Annotated in this window: 20 protein-coding genes, 1 tRNA gene and 1 pseudogene; 12 read left to right on the top strand and 10 right to left on the bottom strand. The window is 62.6% G+C overall.

Going from position 1 to position 18,333, the window contains the following annotated elements; translation table 11 throughout:
• Positions 1 to 39: 39 nt before the first annotated feature.
• The gene (locus DBR16_RS13085) at positions 40 to 810 is read left to right on the top strand and encodes a DUF3800 domain-containing protein (protein WP_109261671.1); all 771 of its coding nucleotides are present in this window, start codon (positions 40 to 42) and stop codon (positions 808 to 810) included.
• A 132-nt stretch (positions 811 to 942) separates the two neighbouring features.
• On the opposite strand, the gene DBR16_RS13080 is transcribed toward DBR16_RS13085, so the two are convergent.
• A complete protein-coding gene (locus tag DBR16_RS13080) occupies positions 943 to 1,737 on the bottom strand; it encodes a class I SAM-dependent methyltransferase (protein ID WP_109261670.1) in 795 nt (264 codons plus the stop codon).
• A gap of 176 nt (positions 1,738 to 1,913) precedes the next feature.
• Here DBR16_RS13080 and DBR16_RS13075 point away from each other — a divergent pair, with 176 nt between their 5' ends.
• Entirely contained in the window at positions 1,914 to 2,657 is a 744-nt protein-coding gene (locus DBR16_RS13075; protein ID WP_109261669.1) for a creatininase family protein, read from the top strand.
• Between the two features lie 23 nt (positions 2,658 to 2,680).
• Here DBR16_RS13075 and DBR16_RS13070 read toward each other — a convergent pair whose 3' ends face one another.
• Genes DBR16_RS13070 through tsaD form a run of 4 tightly spaced genes read right to left on the bottom strand, consistent with a single transcriptional unit; the run spans position 2,681 to position 5,429 of the window.
• Complete coding sequence (locus tag DBR16_RS13070; protein WP_161539511.1) at positions 2,681 to 2,974, bottom strand: Rieske (2Fe-2S) protein; 294 nt, start codon at positions 2,972 to 2,974, stop codon at positions 2,681 to 2,683.
• A gap of 35 nt (positions 2,975 to 3,009) precedes the next feature.
• Positions 3,010 to 3,300: a YciI family protein gene (locus DBR16_RS13065; RefSeq protein WP_109261667.1), complete on the bottom strand. Its 291-nt coding sequence runs from the start codon at positions 3,298 to 3,300 to the stop codon at positions 3,010 to 3,012.
• Positions 3,301 to 4,302: an NAD(P)H-dependent glycerol-3-phosphate dehydrogenase gene (locus tag DBR16_RS13060; RefSeq protein ID WP_109261666.1), complete on the bottom strand. Its 1,002-nt coding sequence runs from the start codon at positions 4,300 to 4,302 to the stop codon at positions 3,301 to 3,303.
• Entirely contained in the window at positions 4,299 to 5,429 is a 1,131-nt protein-coding gene (gene tsaD, locus DBR16_RS13055) for a tRNA (adenosine(37)-N6)-threonylcarbamoyltransferase complex transferase subunit TsaD (protein ID WP_109261665.1), read from the bottom strand. Before tsaD ends, DBR16_RS13060 begins: the two co-directional genes overlap by 4 nt.
• Before the next feature lie 37 nt (positions 5,430 to 5,466).
• Between tsaD and hemC the strand changes: the two genes are divergently transcribed.
• The 6 genes from hemC (at position 5,467) to DBR16_RS13025 (ending at position 10,654) form a co-directional block, all read left to right on the top strand.
• On the top strand, positions 5,467 to 6,408 hold the full coding sequence (hemC, locus tag DBR16_RS13050; RefSeq protein WP_109261664.1) for a hydroxymethylbilane synthase: 942 nt from the start codon (positions 5,467 to 5,469) through the stop codon (positions 6,406 to 6,408).
• Positions 6,405 to 7,115, top strand: coding sequence for a uroporphyrinogen-III synthase (locus tag DBR16_RS13045; RefSeq protein WP_109261663.1), 711 nt, complete (start codon positions 6,405 to 6,407; stop codon positions 7,113 to 7,115). Before hemC ends, DBR16_RS13045 begins: the two co-directional genes overlap by 4 nt.
• Positions 7,116 to 7,171: 56 nt before the next feature.
• Positions 7,172 to 8,425, top strand: a complete 1,254-nt coding sequence (locus DBR16_RS13040) for a COG4223 family protein (RefSeq protein ID WP_125184570.1) — start codon at positions 7,172 to 7,174, stop codon at positions 8,423 to 8,425.
• Positions 8,422 to 9,861, top strand: a complete 1,440-nt coding sequence (locus DBR16_RS13035) for a heme biosynthesis protein HemY (RefSeq protein WP_109261661.1) — start codon at positions 8,422 to 8,424, stop codon at positions 9,859 to 9,861. Before DBR16_RS13040 ends, DBR16_RS13035 begins: the two co-directional genes overlap by 4 nt.
• Positions 9,858 to 10,517 (top strand): uridine kinase, encoded by a 660-nt coding sequence (gene udk, locus DBR16_RS13030; protein WP_109261660.1) that lies wholly within the window; start codon positions 9,858 to 9,860, stop codon positions 10,515 to 10,517. The genes DBR16_RS13035 and udk overlap by 4 nt, the downstream gene beginning before the upstream one ends.
• Before the next feature lie 61 nt (positions 10,518 to 10,578).
• Positions 10,579 to 10,654, top strand: a tRNA-Thr gene (locus DBR16_RS13025).
• Between the two features lie 152 nt (positions 10,655 to 10,806).
• On the opposite strand, the gene DBR16_RS13020 is transcribed toward DBR16_RS13025, so the two are convergent.
• Together DBR16_RS13020 and DBR16_RS13015 are read right to left on the bottom strand one after the other, a co-directional pair.
• Complete coding sequence (locus tag DBR16_RS13020) at positions 10,807 to 10,998, bottom strand: hypothetical protein (protein WP_109261659.1); 192 nt, start codon at positions 10,996 to 10,998, stop codon at positions 10,807 to 10,809.
• 71 nt (positions 10,999 to 11,069) lie between these two features.
• Positions 11,070 to 11,723, bottom strand: coding sequence for a TetR/AcrR family transcriptional regulator (locus DBR16_RS13015; RefSeq protein ID WP_109261658.1), 654 nt, complete (start codon positions 11,721 to 11,723; stop codon positions 11,070 to 11,072).
• Positions 11,724 to 11,791: 68 nt separating this feature from the next.
• On the opposite strand from DBR16_RS13015, the gene DBR16_RS13010 reads away from it, so the two are divergent.
• The 3 genes and pseudogenes from DBR16_RS13010 (at position 11,792) to DBR16_RS13000 (ending at position 14,075) form a co-directional block, all read left to right on the top strand.
• Positions 11,792 to 13,006 (top strand): fumarylacetoacetate hydrolase family protein, encoded by a 1,215-nt coding sequence (locus tag DBR16_RS13010; protein WP_109261657.1) that lies wholly within the window; start codon positions 11,792 to 11,794, stop codon positions 13,004 to 13,006.
• A gap of 69 nt (positions 13,007 to 13,075) precedes the next feature.
• A pseudogene (locus DBR16_RS14235) lies at positions 13,076 to 13,207 on the top strand (IS6 family transposase); the annotation flags it as partial.
• Positions 13,208 to 13,574: 367 nt separating this feature from the next.
• Positions 13,575 to 14,075, top strand: coding sequence for an MgtC/SapB family protein (locus DBR16_RS13000; protein ID WP_109261656.1), 501 nt, complete (start codon positions 13,575 to 13,577; stop codon positions 14,073 to 14,075).
• On the opposite strand, the gene DBR16_RS12995 is transcribed toward DBR16_RS13000, so the two are convergent.
• Positions 14,072 to 14,917 (bottom strand): SDR family oxidoreductase, encoded by an 846-nt coding sequence (locus DBR16_RS12995; RefSeq protein WP_109261655.1) that lies wholly within the window; start codon positions 14,915 to 14,917, stop codon positions 14,072 to 14,074. The two genes, DBR16_RS13000 and DBR16_RS12995, sit on opposite strands and share 4 nt — an antisense overlap.
• Before the next feature lie 270 nt (positions 14,918 to 15,187).
• Between DBR16_RS12995 and putP the strand changes: the two genes are divergently transcribed.
• Positions 15,188 to 16,714 carry a sodium/proline symporter PutP gene (gene putP / locus DBR16_RS12990; RefSeq protein WP_109261654.1) on the top strand — a complete coding sequence of 509 codons (1,527 nt, stop codon included), beginning with the start codon at positions 15,188 to 15,190 and terminating at the stop codon, positions 16,712 to 16,714.
• A 22-nt stretch (positions 16,715 to 16,736) separates the two neighbouring features.
• On the opposite strand, the gene DBR16_RS12985 is transcribed toward putP, so the two are convergent.
• Both DBR16_RS12985 and DBR16_RS12980 read right to left on the bottom strand, forming a co-directional pair.
• A complete protein-coding gene (locus DBR16_RS12985) occupies positions 16,737 to 17,648 on the bottom strand; it encodes a glutaminase (RefSeq protein ID WP_109261653.1) in 912 nt (303 codons plus the stop codon).
• Positions 17,649 to 17,732: 84 nt separating this feature from the next.
• Positions 17,733 to 18,305: a hypothetical protein gene (locus DBR16_RS12980; RefSeq protein ID WP_125184569.1), complete on the bottom strand. Its 573-nt coding sequence runs from the start codon at positions 18,303 to 18,305 to the stop codon at positions 17,733 to 17,735.
• Between the last annotated feature and the right edge of the window lie 28 nt (positions 18,306 to 18,333).

Below are 18,333 nucleotides of genomic sequence, written 5' to 3'. Positions count from 1 at the left end.
TGTGTTAACCATATATCGAGGCCCGAGGGGTAGCGCTGCATGTATCTGATGTATGTTGATGAGTCCGGGGATACCGGCCGGGAACCGGGATCGAGCCCGGCTTTCGTGCTGGCCGGACTGATTGCGCCTTCAGGAAAATGGACCGAGATCGAACAGGCAATGATCGATCTGCGCCGGGAGCTGGGGGCCCAGTACGGACTCAAGGCCAGCGATGAATTGCGGGGCTCCATGATCATGCGCAAGGGGCCGGGGGATGCCGCGCGGCGGGTGGCGCTGATCGAGGCCGCGCTGAAAGGCATTGCCAGCCTCAAATCCGTGCGCGTTATCCTGACCGCCGTCCGCAAGAAGAATTTGCCGCCGGAGACCGATGTCTTCCGGGCGGGATGGTCGGCGCAGCTCGGACATTTCGACGGATTTCTGGCCCGTTCCGGCGGGCGCGGGCGCGATGCCGGCGTCCAGGGATTTGTTGTCGCCGACCGCACACAGAGCGCCCAGCTCGACAAGCTCGTCCGGGCCTTGCGCCGGGAACGGCCGGTCACCGAAACCTATGGCTGGTTCCGGAGGAAAACCCGGATACACAACAAGCCGCTGAAACATGTCATCGAACTGCCCCAGCACCAGGATTCGCGGCGGAGCCTGCTGATCCAGGCGGCTGATCTTTGTGCCTATGCCGTCTTCCAGAAGGAAAGACCATCCATGGCAGTTAAGGCAAACAAGGGGGATGATCGGTTTCTGAAAGCCCTCGAACCCATTGTCATCAAGGGGCCGGGCGTCAATGCCGATGGCGTCTTTATCGTCGAGAATGTCTGAAAAACCGGGCGTCAGATATGCGAACGGGCGGCGCATCTGCATAGCGACGGCCGCCCGATCATTGCCTAACCGTGTCTGACCTGACGGTCTGACCCAGTTCGCCGATCAATTATAGCATTCTGCGGCGTGCGATCAAAGCGGTTTCCGGTAGAGCAGTACAAAGCGGTCGGTATTGCCGCGAATGGACGGATCGAAGACCGAAATCGTCCGCGTATCGTCCGGGTTGGAGAGAATGCCGGATTCGCCGGCCAGCTCGAAGCCCACAGCCTCGATCTCTTCACGAACGAAGGCCTCGTCGATGCGATGATAGTCACCAATCACGCTGTCACCTGTACCGTCTTCGGCCCGATGGTCGACAACAAGATAGACGCCGCCGGGACGCAAGGCGTTGAATATGGAGCGGTTCATGGCGATCCGGTCTTCACGAGTCGGGGCTTCGAAGCCTTCCTGCACCCACGCCTGGTCATGATAGATCAGCATCATGAAAGCGGCATCCAGCTCATTGTCATAGCCGTCGAGAATCGAGGGCACCGGGGAAACCAGCCGGGTGACATTGTCACGCTCTTCGGCCAGGGCGGCGATGGCCTCGTCGGCGCTCGGGAAACGCTCGACAATCCAGTCCATATTCTCGGAAATCACCTCTCCGTCCATGCCCACGGCACCGGACAGGATGCGCGAATAATAGCCGCTGCCTGCGCCCAGATCGGCCACGCGCCAGCCGGGCTGTACCCCCGCAAATGTCAGGATTTCGGCCGGGTGGCGGCCGGCATCGCGTTGCATATCGGCTTCGGGGCGAGCGGAATCATTGACCGCCGTGACAATGTGGGAGGCGAGCTCAACCGGCGCCGCGGATACTGTGGAAGGTGGTTCGGCGGCCGAACATGCCGCCAGGCCCAGTAGTGATATCAATGTCGCTGCAATTCTCATGAATGCCCCCGGTAAGTTGCTGACCTCATCCTCTCCGGATTTCCGGTAATCACAAGCCGGTCGGCGTGCACAGTTTCGTGAACACGGGGCGTGTGTTCCGGCGACTGACGCGCAATGCTTGCCAATGGCCGATGCGAGGCGTAGCCCTTCATCCAGCTGAATGAAGAGGGATCGCCATGTTGTTGCACCAATCCACCTGGCAGGAAATCGAAGCCTATCTGGAGCATTCTCGGGGGATCATCATCCCGATCGGATCCACCGAGCAACATGGCCCCAACGGGCTTCTGGGAACCGATGCGCTGTGTCCGGAAATCATCGCGCATGAAGCCAGCCAGGCGTCTGACCTACTGATCGCGCCGACCTTCAATGTCGGGATTGCGCAACACCATATGGGCTTTGCGGGAACCCTTACGCTGCGGCCCTCGACCATGATTGCCGCGCTCCAGGACTGGATTGACAGCCTGGTCCGGCACGGTTTCGAGCGGATTTATTTTCTCAACGGGCATGGCGGCAATATACCGACCATCCAGGCGGCGATCGCCGAGAGCTATTCCAACTGGTCGCTGGCAGGTGAGGCCTGCCCCTACCGGATTCAGAGCCGCAACTGGTGGGATTTGCCGGGCGTGATGAAAGTCTGCCGTGACATTTTCCCGGTTGGAGACGGTTCGCATGCCACCGCCTCGGAAGTGGCAGTGACCTATTACGGATATCCGGACTCTGTCAAAAAGGTGGAGATGACGCCGAAAATCGCGCCGGACGGTGATTTTGCGGATGCAGATGATTACCGGAAGACCTTCCCGGACGGCCGCATTGGATCTGACCCGTCGCAGGCGACACCGGAAAAGGGCAAAACCATAACCCTGGCCGCACGGGATTCGCTGATCACGGAAGCGACCGCTTTCTTCCGGGCCAACGACTAAAAGAAAGAGCGGCGCCGCTTCGATCAGGCAGCAAAGATATCGTCTGCCTCGATCCGGACCGGAATCGCCGTGAGCGGATCCCCTGCCGGACCACCGGTGCAGGCGCCGGACAAAAGGGCGAAAGTCGCGCCGTGAACCGGGCAGATGATGTGGTCACCCTTGTGCACAAAAACCCGGCCGTCGGGCAGGGACAGAGCGCGGCCGGCATGCGGACAGATATTCACATAGCAGCGCACATCCCGGCCCTTGCGCACCAGAAATAATGGCGCACCGTCCCAGTCCGCTTCACGCCCGCCCGGATCAGGCAGGTGGCTCAACTGTCCAAGCGGTGTTCCGGGCGGCGGCAAATCCATCAGTCTGACTTGAAGCTGGTGATGACGGGTTTGAAGGCCGTAATCTCGACCGCCTCAAAGAGTCCGGCTGCGGAATAAGGGTCGTCCGCCAGCCAGCTGGCAACGTCAGCAGGGCTGTCCATGTCGACCACAAGCAGGCTGCCGGCCATCTCTCCAGCTTCGGAAAGCAGGGGGCCGGCCAGCAAGAGCCGGTCACCTGCCGCCTTCAGAAACGCGATATGAGCCTGACGGTTGGCCGTCCGGATATCGAGCGCGCCCGGCCGGTCAATGGCGCGTATGACATAAGCCATCTAGTCCCCCTCGACGGTAAAGGGCCGGGACAGGAGCTGTTCCACGGCGTCATCGACGCTGACTTTGCCCGCCAGTATCGCATTCATGGCCTCGCAGATCGGCATGTCCACACCGTGTTTTTCTGCCAGAGCCACAATCGCCGGGGCCGAGGTGACGCCCTCGGTGACCGCCTTCCTGACCGAGAGGACGCTTTCCAGTGTTTCGCCCCGCCCCAGCGCCATGCCGCAGGACATGTTGCGTGATTGCGGGGAAGAGCAGGTCAGGACCAGATCCCCCAGCCCGCACAGGCCGGACAGGGTTTCGCGTTCGGCCCCCATGGCCACGGCCAGCCGCGTCATTTCAGCAAATCCGCGGGAGATCAGCGCCGCATGGGCCGATTTGCCCAGTTCACGGCCTTCAACAATGCCGCAAGCGATGGCGAGCACATTCTTGACGGCTCCGCCGATCTCGGCGCCGATCAGATCGCCGGACCAATAGGGGCGGAAGCGCGGCGTCCCGATCGCTTCCATGAGGGCATGACCCAGCGATTTGTAGCTGGTGGCGAGCGTGACGGCTGTGGGCAGTCCCCTGGCCACATCGATGGCGAAGCTGGGACCTGACAATACGGCCGGTATGGCCGATGGAATTTCCTCGGCGAGCACTTCCGTCATCAGTTTCAGGGAGGATTGTTCGATGCCCTTGGCACAAAGCAGAATCGGCAAGGCTTCAGTGGCATAAGGCGCGAACTGTTTCAGAACGCCCCGCAAATGCTGCGCGGGCGCGACAGCCAGAATGGCTCCGCAGCTTCCCAGATCCGCCAGATCAGCGGTCGCCCGTATGCGGGCGTGGAGCGCGACGTCCGGCAAATAGGCGGAATTGACGTGATCATTGTTGATGGTGTCAGCGACTGCGTCTTCATGCGCCCAGAGGGTGACGTCCCGTCCGGCGATCGCCGCGGTCTGGGCCAGCGCCGTCCCCCAGGCACCGGCACCGATCACACCGATGGATTGATAATCGCTCATGCCTTGGGTCCTTTCCGGCCTGATCCAATCGCCGGCTCCAGCTTCGCTGATCGCGCGTCCAATGGCCAGCGCGCGCGCGCGGGTGCGGACAATTCATCTGTCTGACCCAGGCGCAGCCGTTCGGCTCCTGCCAGCGCGATCATGGCTGCATTGTCCGTACACCATTTCATGGGCGGGGCGATCAGCCGGAAACCCTGCGTTTCCGCCACGGCCTCCAGCGCCGTGCGGACGGTCCGGTTCGCGGCCACGCCGCCAGCGACGACGAACGCATATTCGTGTATGTCAGGATATGTCTCCATGAAATACTTCATGGCATTAGAGGCACGATTGGCGAGGGCGCGCGCGATCTGGCGCTGCATGCCGGCCGCCAGGTCCGCCTTGTCAGCATCTGTCGGATTCTCCAGCCTTTCCCAGATCTGACGCGCCGCCGTCTTCAGGCCGGCAAAGGAAAAGTCGAATCCCGGACGATGTCCGAGGGGCGTCGGCAATTCAAACCGGTCCGGATTGCCGGCCGCCGCCATTTTTTCCAGCGCCGGGCCGCCGGGAAATCCCAGCCCCATCACCTTGGCGGTCTTGTCGAAGGCTTCGCCGGCCGCATCATCCAGGGTCGAGCCGAGGCGGTGATAGCGCCCCACCCCCTCGACCGTCACCAATTGGGTATGCCCGCCGGACACCAGTAACAGGAGATAGGGGAAGGCGAGCGGCGCGGACAGGCGCGGGGAGAGGGCGTGACCTTCGAGGTGATTGACGGCGAGGAGCGGCTTGCCGGACCCCAGCGCGAGGCCTTTTGCCGTCATCAAGGCGGCCATCAGACCGCCAATCAGTCCCGGACCGGCCGTGGCGGCGATCCCGTCAAGCTCTGCGAGGGTGAGGCCGGATTCGTCCAGAACGTCCTTCACCAGACCATCAATGACCTCGGCATGGGCGCGGGCGGCAATCTCGGGAACCACGCCGCCATAAGGGGCATGGGCCTCATTCTGGCCGCGTACTTTTTCGGCCAGTACACTGGCCCGGCCATCCGTCTCGAGCCGGACAATCGCGGCAGCGGTTTCATCGCAACTGGATTCCAGACCCAGAACAGTGAGGGCCTTGTCTTGCGCGAGCGGTGAAGAGGAGTCTAAGTCCATGCAGGTTCGATACTCTGCCTGAACAGGAAAAAGCAACGTGCCTTTGCGCCACCCCCTGCCGCTCGCAACGCGAAAATCCCCTCTGGCGCTGGCCCAGGCGCATCTGGTCCGGGATGCCCTTCTGGCGGTGTTTGATTCCCCGCCGGATGATTTCCCCGTCTACGGCCTGGTTTCCACCGGTGACCGGCTGACGGACCGCAGGCTGATCGAAGCCGGCGGAAAAGGCCTGTTCACCAAGGAAATCGACGAGGCGTTGCTGTCGGGGACGGCGGCGATTGCCGTACATTCGATGAAGGATGTCCCCACCGAATTGCCGCACGGGCTGGTTCTGGCCGCCATTCTGGAGCGTGAGGATCCACGCGATGTGCTGTTGACCGCTGACGGCAGTGCGCAGCTTTCCGATTTGCCGCAGGGCGCCCGGCTGGGCACGGCCAGCTTGCGGCGGCAGGCTCAGGCGCTGGCCGTGCGTCCGGACCTGGACGTCGTCACCTTGCGCGGGAATGTGGATACGCGGCTCGGCAAGGTCCGCTCCGGTGAGGTTGATGCCACATTTCTGGCCCGTGCCGGGCTGATACGCCTGGGCCGGGCAGAGGGCGGGTTTGCGCCCTGTGGCCTGGACACCATGCTTCCCGCAGCGGGACAGGCCGCCATCGGGCTGGTCATCCGCGCCGATGATGCCGATGCGGCGCGCGCTGTTGCGCCACTCAATCATCTGCCCAGCGCGCTGGCCCTGCAGGCCGAGCGGGCTTTCCTGAAAGCACTGGATGGCTCCTGCCGCACGCCGCTGGCCGCCCATGCCGTGCTTGAAGGTGACCGGCTGGTTATCCGGGGCGAGGCCTTGCTGCCGGATGGCAGCGAACGCTGGCAGGATCAGCGCGAAGGCCCGATGGCCGATGCCGGCGATCTCGGCCGTGAGCTCGGCGAGGCCATCCGGCGCGCGGGCGGCGACAGGCTGGCACATGTGATTGCGTCATCATGAAAGTCCTGATCACCCGCTCCGAACCCGGTGCAACGAGAACCGCCGAACAGGTCAGGCGGCGCGGCGCAGACCCGGTGATTGCGCCCCTGTTGCGGATTGAATTTGCCGACGAGATCGAAGCCGGTCTCAGCCGGATCAGCGCGCTGCTGTTTACGAGCCCGAATGGCGTGCGCGCCTGGCTCTCCGGCCGCAGCGAGACCGATCTGCCCGCATTCTGCGTCGGGGACGCGACCGCAAGGGCCGCTCTGGAGGCCGGGTTTTCCAAAGTCAGGTCGGCCGGCGGGGATGCGAATGATCTGATTGCCCTGTGTGAAGCCCGGCTGGTGCCGGGGCGCCATCGCCTGCTGCATCTGCGTGGCGCGCATGCGGCGGGCGATATTGCCGGCGCCTTGCAGGCGCGGGGCTTCGAGGTTGATGAAGCGGTCATCTATGAAGCGGTTGCCGAAACCGTGCTGCCCCCCAAAGCGGCGCAGGTGATTCGCCAGCGGGAACTGGCGGTGGCCCTGTTTCATTCGCCACGGGCCGCGATCGCATTCACGGCTTTGGTGGAAGACGCGGATCTGACCGACTATCTCAACACGGTGATCGCGGTCACGATCAGCGAGGCGGCGGCCAGCGGTCTGGTGCGGTCGGACTGGGCCGCGGTGAAAGTGGCGGAAACGCCCGATGAAGCGGATATGCTGGGACGGATCGGTTTTGACGGATAGAATGACAGGCGTCAGCATGATTTCATTAAGGCGAATCAGCCACCGGCTGGATGGATATGAGTGATCCGACTGAACCCGAACCCGTCGATGCCGAGTTTGAACCGGCCGATGATGCGCCGCAAACCGCCGCCAAGCGAAAGCCCGGCGGTATTGGCGGTTATTTCCTGACCTTCCTGATCGCCGCGCTGGCGGGCGGCGGGCTGGGCGGCTGGATTGCCTGGACGCTGGACCGCACGAGCGCCGAACCGGCCGGCATCAACGGGCTGGAGGCGCGTCTTTCCGAACTGGAATCCGCGCCCGGGCCAGCCGTGTTTGATGCGTCCGGGCTGGAAGCCCGTCTTTCAGCCCTGGAATCCGCGCCGGAACCCGATGCCATCGACCTGACCGCCATCGAGGCCCGGCTGGATGCGCTTGAAGCCGCGGCTTCTGCCGGTGCCGCCGATCCGGCCCTGACCAATCGTCTGGCCGCGCTGGAAACGGCGGTGGAACAGAATGCGGCGCTGGCCCATCAGGCACTGGACCAGCTTGGCGCCTTGAGCGGCGGCGTTGACCCGGCCGTCCTGACGGAGCTGGATGCGCGGCTGTCGGCGCTCGAGACGGCGTCTTCTTCCGCTGATGTGATTGACCTCTCACCCATCGAGACCCGTCTGGCCGCGCTGGAAGCCATCGAAATACCGGTTCAGGCTGATATCGCGCCGCTGGAGTCCCGGATTTCGGCTCTGGAAGCCATACCAGCTGCGGATCTGACCGGATTGACCGGGCGCATCGAAGCGCTTGAAAACCGGCTGGCAGAGCGTGCGGAACGCCGCGCGGATGGCGAAACATCCGACCGGCAGCTCGCAGCACGGTCGCTGGCGCTGGTGGCCGTGATCGAGGCGGCGCGGAGCGGGCAGTCCTTCGAGGCGGAACGCGCAGCGCTGGCGCGGCTCTGGCCCGGCCCGGCTGCGCTGGACGCGCTGGCTGTTCATGCCCGGTCCGGCGTGCCGGATCGCGAGACTCTTGCGAACACATATCCCCGGCAGGAGATGGAAGATGCCATCGGGACCAACCGGGTCTTTTTCGGCCTGATTGAAGTGCGCCCGTCTTCGGGCGGCGAGACCGGCCCTCTGGCGCGCGTTGCGCTGGCAAGTGAACGCCTTGACCGCGCGGACCTGGCAGGCGCTGTGCTGCTGACCGAGCAGCTGGAAGGCCCGGCGCTCGAGGCGGCACAGGGCTGGCTGGTGCAGGCGCGCGCACGCCTGGCGATCGATGCCGCGCTGGATGAATTGCGGGCCGCATTGGCGGCCGAGGCGGAGGCCGACCCGACATGATCCGTCTCATCCTTGTTGTCATTGTCGTCATCATGGCCTCAGCGCTGAGTGTTTTCCTGACGCTCAACCCCGGCTCGGTCAGCTTTCAGTTCCTCGGGATTGAAGGGCAGATGCCGTTTGCCCTCGCCATCGGCCTGTTCCTGATTGCGACCTTCGCCATTCTTGTCGTCTGGCGGCTGATCCTTGGCCTCTGGACTGCGCCCGACAAATTCCGTCAGTTCAATGTCCGCCGCCGCAAGGAAAAAGGCTTCGATGCGCTGGAAAACGCGTTGATCGCCGCTGCCGCCGGTGAAGGCGAGATCGCCGTCCGTCAGGCGGCGCGCGCAGATGCCTTGCTGGACCGCCCCGCCCTGTCGCGCCTGCTGGCAGCCCGTGCCGCCGAAGCGGCCGGCAATCTTCCCGGAGCCGAGGCGCATTATGAGGCCATGCTGGAGGACCCGAAATCGAAACTGGTGGCCCAGCGTGGACTGGCCCAGATCGCCCATGAGCGCGGCGCGCATTCCGAGGCCGCAGCCTATGCCAAGGCCGCATTTGACCAATCAAGATCAGCCAGCTGGGCGTTCGACGCCCTGTTTGACGCGCAAGTCGCGCAAGGCGACTGGGCGGCCGCGCTGGACGCGCTGAATGAAGGTGAGAAACGCCGCCGTATTCCGGTGGACCGTGCCCGCCGCCGACGTGCCGTTCTGCTGACCGCCCGGGCCCTCGAATATGAAGCCAGTGAGCCGGAGACAGCGCGATCACTGGCCGAGAAGGCCGTATCGGCCGCCCCGGGCTTTGCCCCTGCTGTTGTCCTCGCAGCTCGCCTGCTCGCCCCGGCTCGCCGGCACAAGCGCGCGGAAGAACTGATCAAGGCGGCCTGGTCAACCGATCCTCACCCGGCCCTGGCGAGAGCGCTGGGTGATCTGCGCAAATCCGACACAAGGGCGAAGCGGGCCGAACGGCTGCGCCTGCTGGCCGCGACACGTCCCGAGCACCGCGAATCAAAGCTGCTGCTGGCCGAAGCAGCGCTGGATGCCTCTCAGGCCGAGGCGGCGCGCGCCGTTCTGGATCCGCTTTTGAACATGGGAACGCCGTCCGCGCGGCTGTGCGCGCTGGCGTCGCGGCTGGCCCGGCAGGAAGATGACGATGCGGCGGCCCGGCGCTGGATGACCCGCGCCTCGCACGCACCCGGAGAAGCGGACTGGTCGGATATTGACGGAGAAGGCCGCGCCTTTTCCTACTCCCCGGAAGACTGGAAGCGGATGGTGTATGCCTATGGCGATGAAGGCCGCATGACCCATCCGCGCTATGAGCGCTTCGAGATTGCCGCCGGAGCGGTGCCGGAAAATGCACTGCTGGAAGCGCCGAAACCGGCCAGGAAGGCCAGTGCTGTGCCCGAATTCTATGCCGCCCCCCGTCCGCCCGATGATCCGGGCATTGATGAGGAAGGGGCATGATTCCCCTGATCGTCGCGGTCACCGGCGGGTCGGCTTCCGGCAAGTCGACTTTTGCCGAAGCCCTCCGCCGGCATCTGGCCCCCTATGATGTCCGCCTGATCGGCGAGGATGAATATTATGGCGATCACGCGGACGAGCCGGGCTTTGATCCGCTGCGGTTCAATTTCGATGATGTGACGGCGCATGACCATGACCTGATGGCCGAGCATTTGCGCAAGCTGAAAGCCGGAAAGCCGGTGCATGCGCCGCTCTATGATTTCCTGACCCACAGGCGGCTGGGCCAGACCCGCGAGATCAAGCCGGCGGATGTGATCATCGTCGAGGGCATACATGTGCTCGCCGACCCGAAACTGCGCGAGCTCTATGATTTTTCAATCTTTGTTGACGCACCGGCCGATATCCGGCTTGCCCGCCGCCTGTTGCGCGATGTGCGCGAGCGCGGCCGCAGCGTGGAATCGGTGGTGACGCAATATCTGCGGACCGTTCGCCCCATGCATCAGGCCCACACGGAACCCGGGAAAGCCATTGCTGACATGGTGGCCAATAATGACGCGGCCGCGGCGAGTCCGGAGCTGGAAGCTCTATCTCCCTCATTTGACCGCCTGGCGGCCCCGGCCGCCGCGAAAATCCGGGACTTGCTGGAGGCCCGGAAGTAGCGCATTTGGGATATTGCGGATTCACCCTTTCGCGGTTAGGTTCCGCCGCCTCATTTCGAGGGCCGCATTAGCTCAGCTGGTAGAGCAACGCATTCGTAATGCGTAGGTCGGGTGTTCGAGTCACCCATGCGGCACCACCAAGGCATTGATTTTCATACCAAATATCAGCACGATCCAAGCCGTCCGAAGATTGTGCATGTGCGGTCTAGTAGGGCGCATGAAGGGCAAATCGGCCGTCCAGCCGCATAGACAAACGATTTCCGGGGAATTCAGAAGTAGCGCTCGTGAATCAGCGCTCGGCGCTGCCTGTCTCATCAGCTTCTGACCAGACGAAGTCGCACGTCCCGCGGACTATCAGAACGCCGATTTCTGCTTCGTCACGAGCATCCTGCGGCGCTGTCAGCAGGAACTCGCCATCATCGGGATAAACCGTCAATGTTGCGCCGATTACAGGCTGATGCCCCGCAAGGGAGAACCGCACCGCCGCGCTCGCCGAATGGCGGCAACTTGCCGCCTAAATCCCCGAATTACCGGCACGCTGAGACCACCAGCTTATCGGTCATTGGCATCGCCCTTTCCGCAGGTTTCGTAATAGGCGTCCAGCAGCCCGGCACGGGTCTGTTCGCTCGCGTGGTGTAGCAGTGCGGCAAGCCAAGTCCGCCGGGTTTGCGCAATGCACTGACTGATGCTGAGAAAACCCGAACCCCACATGCCGAGCACCGCGAGCAGCGCAATCCCGCAATAGCGACCGAGCGCGGCAGTGTCCGTATCGGCGCGCAGCTCGCCCTGGGCGGCGGCGCGGGCGACCATTTGCTGCGCGGTGGTGATGGTTCGCCCGACCCCTGCCTCGCGCGCGCCATGATGGTCTGAGGTCATGATCGCGGCGTAGATGCCTCGGAAATATTCCTCGTCATGAGCGAAGAATGTTTCGATCCCGGCCAGGGTCCCGAGCAACCGCGCGATCGCGGAACTCGCGGGATACATGTCGGCCAGCGGGGAAAGCTGGCACTCGGCTTCATCAAGCAGCGCGATCAGGACGTCGGCCTTCGAGCCAAACAGGTTGTAGGGTGTGCGCAAGCTCACATCGGCCTGCTCGGCAAGACGGCGCATGCTCAGCTGCGCGATGCCATCGCGGCGAATGATGTCTTCCGCCGCGGCGCGGATACGGGCCCGATTGAACTCCTTAGCTTCTTCGCGTCGTGACATGGAACGAGCTTGAATATATTTATAATGCGTGTCAATATTTTATGAATAATAGAAAATGGAGCAGTCCCATGGCGTCAATACGCGGCCTGGCAAGACGAGGGTGGCAAGTGGCGGCGGCAATGCTGGCCGTGGGGGTCGCAAGTGTCTTCGCGGCTTGGGCGAGCGCGCCGGATCTACGTTTCAATCCGGCAAGCTTCGAAGAGACGCCGCTCGTCCAGCGTGTCGTGCCGCTCGAAGAGGCGGTGACGCTTGCGCAATTTCGCGCCAGCGACGACCGAATCCGCACACTGCTGGTGCTCGCCCGCGAAGGCGAGCGGGTGACAGGTATCGACCTTGCAGAGTTGGGCGCGCGCGACGAGGAGGATCCGCTCGTGGCGCTGGCCGGGATTGATCGTGATCGTCTTAGTTCCGAAGGTCTGCTTAGCCTGCCCCGCATAACATTGCAGATCGGCGATCTACTGCCCGCCGCGCCCCGAGGGGCTCAGCATATCGGAACGGGCACCAATTTTCCCGAGCATGCGCTTGAGGCGAATAGCGGGACGGTGTTCCAATTCCCCAAGTTCGGCACCGCCACACCGGCACGGACGACGGTGCGCGCCCAGCCGGGGATGCTGCTCGATTACGAGGTCGAGATCTGCCTCCGCTTCGACCGTCCGGTGCGTAGCCTCGCGGATTTCGACGCGGCGATGAAGGCGTTTTTCCTATGCGGCGACTTCACCAACCGCAACGCGCTCATCAATCTTGCCGATCCCGACAATCTCGATTCCGGGCGCGGCTTCAGCGATGCCAAGAGCGGCCCCGATTTCTTCCCGACCGGGCCGTTCATCGTCGTCCCGCGCGACTGGAGAACATTCGTGGCGAACATCCGCATGACCACCTCAGTGAACGGCGAGCCGCGTCAAGATGCCCGCGGCCGCGAAATGACACTCGATTTCCGGGCACTGGCGGGCAAGGCTCTGGATGACATGTCCATGCCGCGCTTCCTCTATGCGGGGCGCTACACGAGGTTAATGCCCGACGTCGCGATTCCTCAGGATGCAACGCTGATGTCGGGCACGAGCGAAGGCACGATCTTCACCCCGCCGACGCGTGCCGACATCATCGAAGCCGGTATGGCGTATGTTCTACAGGGTGGCCCACTCTCGAGGCGTTCGGCGCTGGATACGGCCCGCCAGACCTTCATAGCCAACGAGCTTGCCGGCCGGCATTATCTGCAACCCGGCGACATCGTGCGCCATGCATCGAACGACCTAGGAGACATTGCAATCGAGGTGATTGACTGACGCTGTACCCGTTTCGGGGCTTTGTCAGAGGAAACTTGTCGTTAGCGGATTGGCCGCAAAAATGCCTGGATGAAGAACCCATTTCGCGACTTCAAAACATCACCTGAAGTGATCCGCTTGGTGGGGATGATGTATGTCCGGTTCCCTCTGTCGCTACGGAAGGTGGAAGTTCTGTTGCACGAGCGCGGTATCGTTATGTCCGCAAACGAAAATGAAGACGCTACGCTACTCGTCGCCAATGGGGCAAACAGGTGAATGAGCGGCAATTCTTGGGGCCAGAGTCCATTTTTGGGGAAATTTCCGGCATACAGCCCAGACCTCAGCCGCCCATAACCGCGCGCTGGAGCCACCGGTCAATCAGTAGCGCATGAGCCGGCCCAGGGATTAAAAAGGATTCCAGAGGCTTCAAACGCATCCAAAATTCAAGCCCGGCAGTGAATTGCTGAACGCGCCGAAAGTCAGTTCCGCATTGCGATGTCTTCTCTTCGCTTGAGGAACGGTCGACAATGGCAGACGTTCCTTTTACCCATCCATCTGCGCGGTTGACGGAGACGTTTCCTTGCAGGACATGCTCAATTCACTCGGTCTGGATCAAACGGATGTTGGCGCCACCGCCGCCCTGTCGCGGCTGCTGGCCGCCCTTCTGTGCGGGGGTCTGATCGGTCTGGACCGGGAGCTGCACCACCGGCCGGCGGGGCTGCGGACCCATATGCTCGTGGCGCTGGCCTCTGCCCTGTTCACCCTCCTGACTTTCGAGATTGTTGCCAGCGTCGATCCCGGCAATGATTCGCTGGGTATTGATCCTGTCCGTGTGGTCGAGGCGCTGACCGCCGGGGTCGCCTTTCTTGCTGCCGGGACAATCATTGTGAACCGGGGTGATGTTCGCGGGCTAACAACGGGGGCCAGTCTCTGGCTGGCCGGGGCCGCCGGTCTGGCCACAGGAATGGGATTATACTGGCTGGCCTACGCAGTCACAGGCATGGCCTTGCTGGTGCTGGTGGTGATGGAGGGGCTGAAGATGGCCATCGCCGCCCTTGCCCGGCACTGGAAGCGCCGGCGGGATGACTAACCGCCCACAATTTCTCCGCCATTGGGATGGAGTACCTGCCCGGTCATATAGGAGGAATCCTCGCAAGCGAGGAAGAGATGGGATGAGGCCACTTCATTCGGCTGGCCGGCGCGGCCCATGGGCTGATCGCTGCCAAAGTCCGCGACCCTGTCAGCCGGGAAAGTGGCCGCAATCAGAGGCGTCCATATCGGCCCGGGTGCCACACCATTCACCCGGATTCCCTTTTTCGCGCCATATTGTGCCAGTGATCGCGTGAACGCGGTTATCGCGCCCTTGGTCGAGGCGTAATCAATCAGATGGTGACTTCCGCGATACGCTGTCACAGAGGTGGTGTTCACGATGGCCGCGCCCGGTGACATCTGCTTCATCGCTTCCTGCGCCATAAAGAAGTAGCCGAACATGTTGGTCGCGAAGGTGGCGTGCAGCTGTCCGGCGGAAATCGTCTCGAAATGGTCTGAAGGATGCTGTTCGGCAGCGTTGTTGATCAATATGTCGAGCCGCCCGAAGCGATTGACCGTTTCCTCCACCGCTTTCAGGCAAAAGTCCGGTTTCGAGACATCGCCTGAAATCAACAGGGCTTCACCGCCTTCCCTTTCTACCAGCTCGCGTGTCGTGCGGGCGTCTTGCTCCTCGTCACGATAAACGAGGCAAAGCCGGGCGCCCTCGCGCGCAAACAGAATGGCGCAGGCGCGGCCGATGCCGCTATCGCCGCCGGTAATGATGGCAACCTTGTCTTTCAGGCGCCCTGATCCGGGAAAACGCGGCTCAAAATCGGGGGCCGGCTCAAGTCTGTGTTCAATGCCTGGTTGCCCGTCCTGATGTTGGGGTGGCCGTTCTGACATGTGTACACCTCCTTTTGAGTGTTGAACGCTCCGGCAAGTGCTTCCAGTAACGTTGCCGGGTTAGCGGACGAATTGTGGCGCTGGACGCCATTCGAATTCCCGGCCAATCCCAGCCTCTGCCTTGACCTTGCCTGCCGCAAATGTTCCACAAGGCTCACTTTTCCTTATGTCTGCCGTTCAGCCTGACCGCCCTGGTTGCTTTTGTTGCTGAACTCCTGTGCGGCAATCCGCGCCTGCACGCAGACAAGAAGACAAGACGGGACGGACAAAATGGATTTCGGTACCGGCGTATCGCTTGCGGCCTATTTTATCATAATGATCGGCATCGGCCTTTACGGTTTCAAGGAGTCGACCAGCGATTCCTCCGGTTATCTTCTGGGCGGACGCAAGCTCGGACCGGCGGTGACGTCACTCTCCGCCGGCGCTTCGGACATGTCTGGCTGGATGCTTCTGGGCCTGCCGGGCGCGATGTTTGTCTCCGGCCTGTCGGCGGCGTGGATTGCCATCGGCCTGCTGCTGGGGGCGCTTGCGAATTACCTGATCGTGGCCCCGCGCCTGCGCGTCTATACCGAGACCGCGCACGATGCGATTACCATACCCGACTATTTCGAGAAACGGTTCGAGGACAATACCCGCCTGTTACGCGTGATTTCCTCCATCGTGATTGTCCTGTTCTTCACGCTTTATACCTCGTCCGGCGTTGTGGCCGGCGGCAAATTGTTCGATTCCGCCTTCGGCCTGCCCTATTCACTCGGCCTGTTCGCCACCGCCGGTGTGGTGGTGCTGTACACGCTTCTGGGCGGCTTCATGGCGGTCTCCATGACCGACTTCGTGCAGGGAATCATCATGTTCATCGCACTGATCATGGTGCCGGTCGTGGCGCTGACCGGACTCGGCGGATTTGACGGTGTCAGCTCGACGCTGAACGAGATTGATCCGTCGCTGCTCGACCTGTTCGGCGGGGTGGGGATTGTGGGTATCATCTCGGCCATGAGCTGGGGGCTCGGCTATTTCGGCCAGCCCCACATTATCGTCCGCTTCATGGCGATCCGGTCTGTGAATGATATTCCGGCGGCCCGTAATATCGGCATGAGCTGGATGCTGGTCACGATTGTGGGCGCGCTGGCCACCGGCCTGGTCGGGCTGGCCTGGGTGACGCAGAACGGAATTCCCGAGAATTATCTGGTCGATGGCGCGTTTGATGGAGAGACGATCTTCATCGTATTGTCCCAGATCCTGTTCAATCCGTTTATCGGCGGCTTCCTGCTGGCAGCGATTCTGGCGGCCATCATGTCGACGATATCCTCGCAGCTTCTGGTGTCCTCGAGCTCCCTGACAGAGGATTTCTACAAGATATTCCTGCGCAAGACGGCGAGCCAGAAAGAGCTGGTCATGGTGGGACGGATGGCTGTGGTCGCCGTCGCACTGGTCGCGATTGCACTGGCCTGGAATCCGGACAGCAATGTATTGACGCTGGTGTCAAATGCCTGGGCCGGTTTCGGAGCGGCGTTCGGACCCATCGTCATCCTTTCGCTGTTCTGGAAGCGGATGACCCGCTGGGGCGCGCTGGCCGGCATGATTACGGGCGCTGCGACCGTGCTGATCTGGACCTATGTGCCGGTGCTGGCCGGCGAGGCCGGGCGCGTGCCGCTTGGCAGCGTGCTCTACTCCATCGTGCCGGGTTTCATTTTCTGCTTCATCGCCATCGTGGTTTTCAGCCTGCTGTCTCCGCGTCCGAAACAATCGGTAGAAGACATGCATGATGATGTGGAAACCGAAATGAATAACACGGCCTGACCGGCAGCGGGGAATCGGGTTTTTAGAAAACCGATAGACGGGTCTTGCGGGCAAACAGTTCGAGGGCGCGCGTTCCGGCCAGCGAATTGCCGAGCTCGTCGAGTTCGGGCGACCAGACGCATATGGCGTATTTGCCGGGGATGATGGCGACAATGCCGCCACCGACGCCGCTCTTGGCGGGAAGGCCGACGCGGAAGGCAAAATTGCCGACGCCATCATAAAGGCCGCAGGTCAGAAGCAGGGAGTTGATGCGCTTGGCGCGCAAGGGCGTCAGCAGTTTCTCGCCGGTCTCATATTGCTTGCCGCCATTTGCGAGCGGCAGGAAAGCGCGGGCCAGGTCCCGGCAGGTCATGGCGATCGCGCACTGGCGGTAATAGGCGGCCAGAACATCTTCCACGCGGGCCTTCAGATTGCCCTGGCTTTTCAGAAGGTGGGCAATCGCCGCGTTGCGATGGCCATGTTCGGCTTCCGAGCGCGCCACTACTTCATCGATATAGATCTGCTCCGTGCCGGAAAACCGGCGCACCAGCCCCAGCAATTGCAGGATCGGGCTGACCGAGTGCGCCGTAATGGCATCGGTGACGACGATGGCGCCGGCATTGATAAAGGGATTGCGGGGCAGGCCCTGTTCGGATTCCAGCTGGACAAGCGAGTTGAAGGCATTTCCCGACGGTTCGCGGCCGACGCGCTTCCACAAGGCGGTTGAGCCGATGGTCTGCAGGGCGAGGATCAGCGTGAAGACCTTGGAGATGCTCTGTATCGAGAAGGTCTCGTCTGCATCCCCGGTGACATATTCGCCGCCCTCCACGCCACAGATTGCCATGCCGAATTTGCGGGATGGAATTTGTGCCAGGGCCGGAATGTAATCCGCGACCTTGCCGCGCCCGATCACCTCGCGCGCACGTTCGGCGATCTCGTCGATCAGCGATTGCATATCTGTTTCGGGCCGGGTGCGCATTGGCCGGAGACTAGGGCCAGGCCGCGCGATGTGAACCCCGCCCGGGCACCTGCCGGCCGATTACAGCGCGGCGCGGACCGCGTTGATCCCGGCCATGACATCTGCCACCGGCGCGGGGGACGAGGCGGCAACAGGACCACCCTCCGGCCAGAGTGCGGCGAGCGCTGCAGCCGCGGCGATCAGATCATCATCTCCGGTGCGACGCGCCAGCCGGGCCGCGACCACCGAGAATCCGTACGCGTCCTGGTATTCCCCCGGATCGGTGATTTCACCCCCGGTGACGCCGATATTGTATTCCTCGGCCGTGACATCCATCAGATAGGCGATGATGGTGCGCGCGTCGCCGCCGGCATTTTCCTGCAGCAGCGCCAGATTGGCTTCGGCCGCCGCCAGCATGGGTTCGATTTCAGCTGCCGGTCGGCCCTCCTCCAGCGCCGCAGAGACCTGATGGAAAATTGCGGGATCGAAACCCAGCGCGTCTATGCCTTCACGCTCGGCCGCATGGGTTTCGGACACCGGGTGAAGGAGGTGGCGGGCGGCCTGGTCCGGCGCGCCGGCGCGATAGAGCGCCAGACCGGCTTCCACATGGCCGGACATGAAGGCGACTCGGAACTGGACCGGCAATGTTTCCATCGCTGCGTGGCCTGTGCTGTCCGTTTCA

Source organism: Hyphobacterium indicum, assembly GCF_003129605.1.
Lineage (GTDB): Bacteria > Pseudomonadota > Alphaproteobacteria > Caulobacterales > Maricaulaceae > Hyphobacterium > Hyphobacterium indicum.
The sequence above is the reverse complement of the archived record's forward strand: the minus strand, read 5'-3'. Positions and strand labels throughout refer to the sequence as shown.

Coding starts and splice junctions, on each gene's coding strand:
- DBR16_RS13085 (WP_109261671.1), top strand. CDS start 40: ATGTATCTGATGTATGTTGATGAGTCCGGGGATACCGGCCGGGAACCG.
- DBR16_RS13080 (WP_109261670.1), bottom strand. CDS start 1,737: ATGAGAATTGCAGCGACATTGATATCACTACTGGGCCTGGCGGCATGT.
- DBR16_RS13075 (WP_109261669.1), top strand. CDS start 1,914: ATGTTGTTGCACCAATCCACCTGGCAGGAAATCGAAGCCTATCTGGAG.
- DBR16_RS13065 (WP_109261667.1), bottom strand. CDS start 3,300: ATGGCTTATGTCATACGCGCCATTGACCGGCCGGGCGCGCTCGATATC.
- DBR16_RS13060 (WP_109261666.1), bottom strand. CDS start 4,302: ATGAGCGATTATCAATCCATCGGTGTGATCGGTGCCGGTGCCTGGGGG.
- tsaD (WP_109261665.1), bottom strand. CDS start 5,429: ATGGACTTAGACTCCTCTTCACCGCTCGCGCAAGACAAGGCCCTCACT.
- DBR16_RS13045 (WP_109261663.1), top strand. CDS start 6,405: ATGAAAGTCCTGATCACCCGCTCCGAACCCGGTGCAACGAGAACCGCC.
- DBR16_RS13040 (WP_125184570.1), top strand. CDS start 7,172: ATGAGTGATCCGACTGAACCCGAACCCGTCGATGCCGAGTTTGAACCG.
- DBR16_RS13035 (WP_109261661.1), top strand. CDS start 8,422: ATGATCCGTCTCATCCTTGTTGTCATTGTCGTCATCATGGCCTCAGCG.
- udk (WP_109261660.1), top strand. CDS start 9,858: ATGATTCCCCTGATCGTCGCGGTCACCGGCGGGTCGGCTTCCGGCAAG.
- DBR16_RS13015 (WP_109261658.1), bottom strand. CDS start 11,723: ATGTCACGACGCGAAGAAGCTAAGGAGTTCAATCGGGCCCGTATCCGC.
- DBR16_RS13010 (WP_109261657.1), top strand. CDS start 11,792: ATGGCGTCAATACGCGGCCTGGCAAGACGAGGGTGGCAAGTGGCGGCG.
- DBR16_RS13000 (WP_109261656.1), top strand. CDS start 13,575: ATGCTCAATTCACTCGGTCTGGATCAAACGGATGTTGGCGCCACCGCC.
- DBR16_RS12995 (WP_109261655.1), bottom strand. CDS start 14,917: ATGTCAGAACGGCCACCCCAACATCAGGACGGGCAACCAGGCATTGAA.
- putP (WP_109261654.1), top strand. CDS start 15,188: ATGGATTTCGGTACCGGCGTATCGCTTGCGGCCTATTTTATCATAATG.
- DBR16_RS12985 (WP_109261653.1), bottom strand. CDS start 17,648: ATGCAATCGCTGATCGACGAGATCGCCGAACGTGCGCGCGAGGTGATC.
- DBR16_RS12980 (WP_125184569.1), bottom strand. CDS start 18,305: ATGGAAACATTGCCGGTCCAGTTCCGAGTCGCCTTCATGTCCGGCCAT.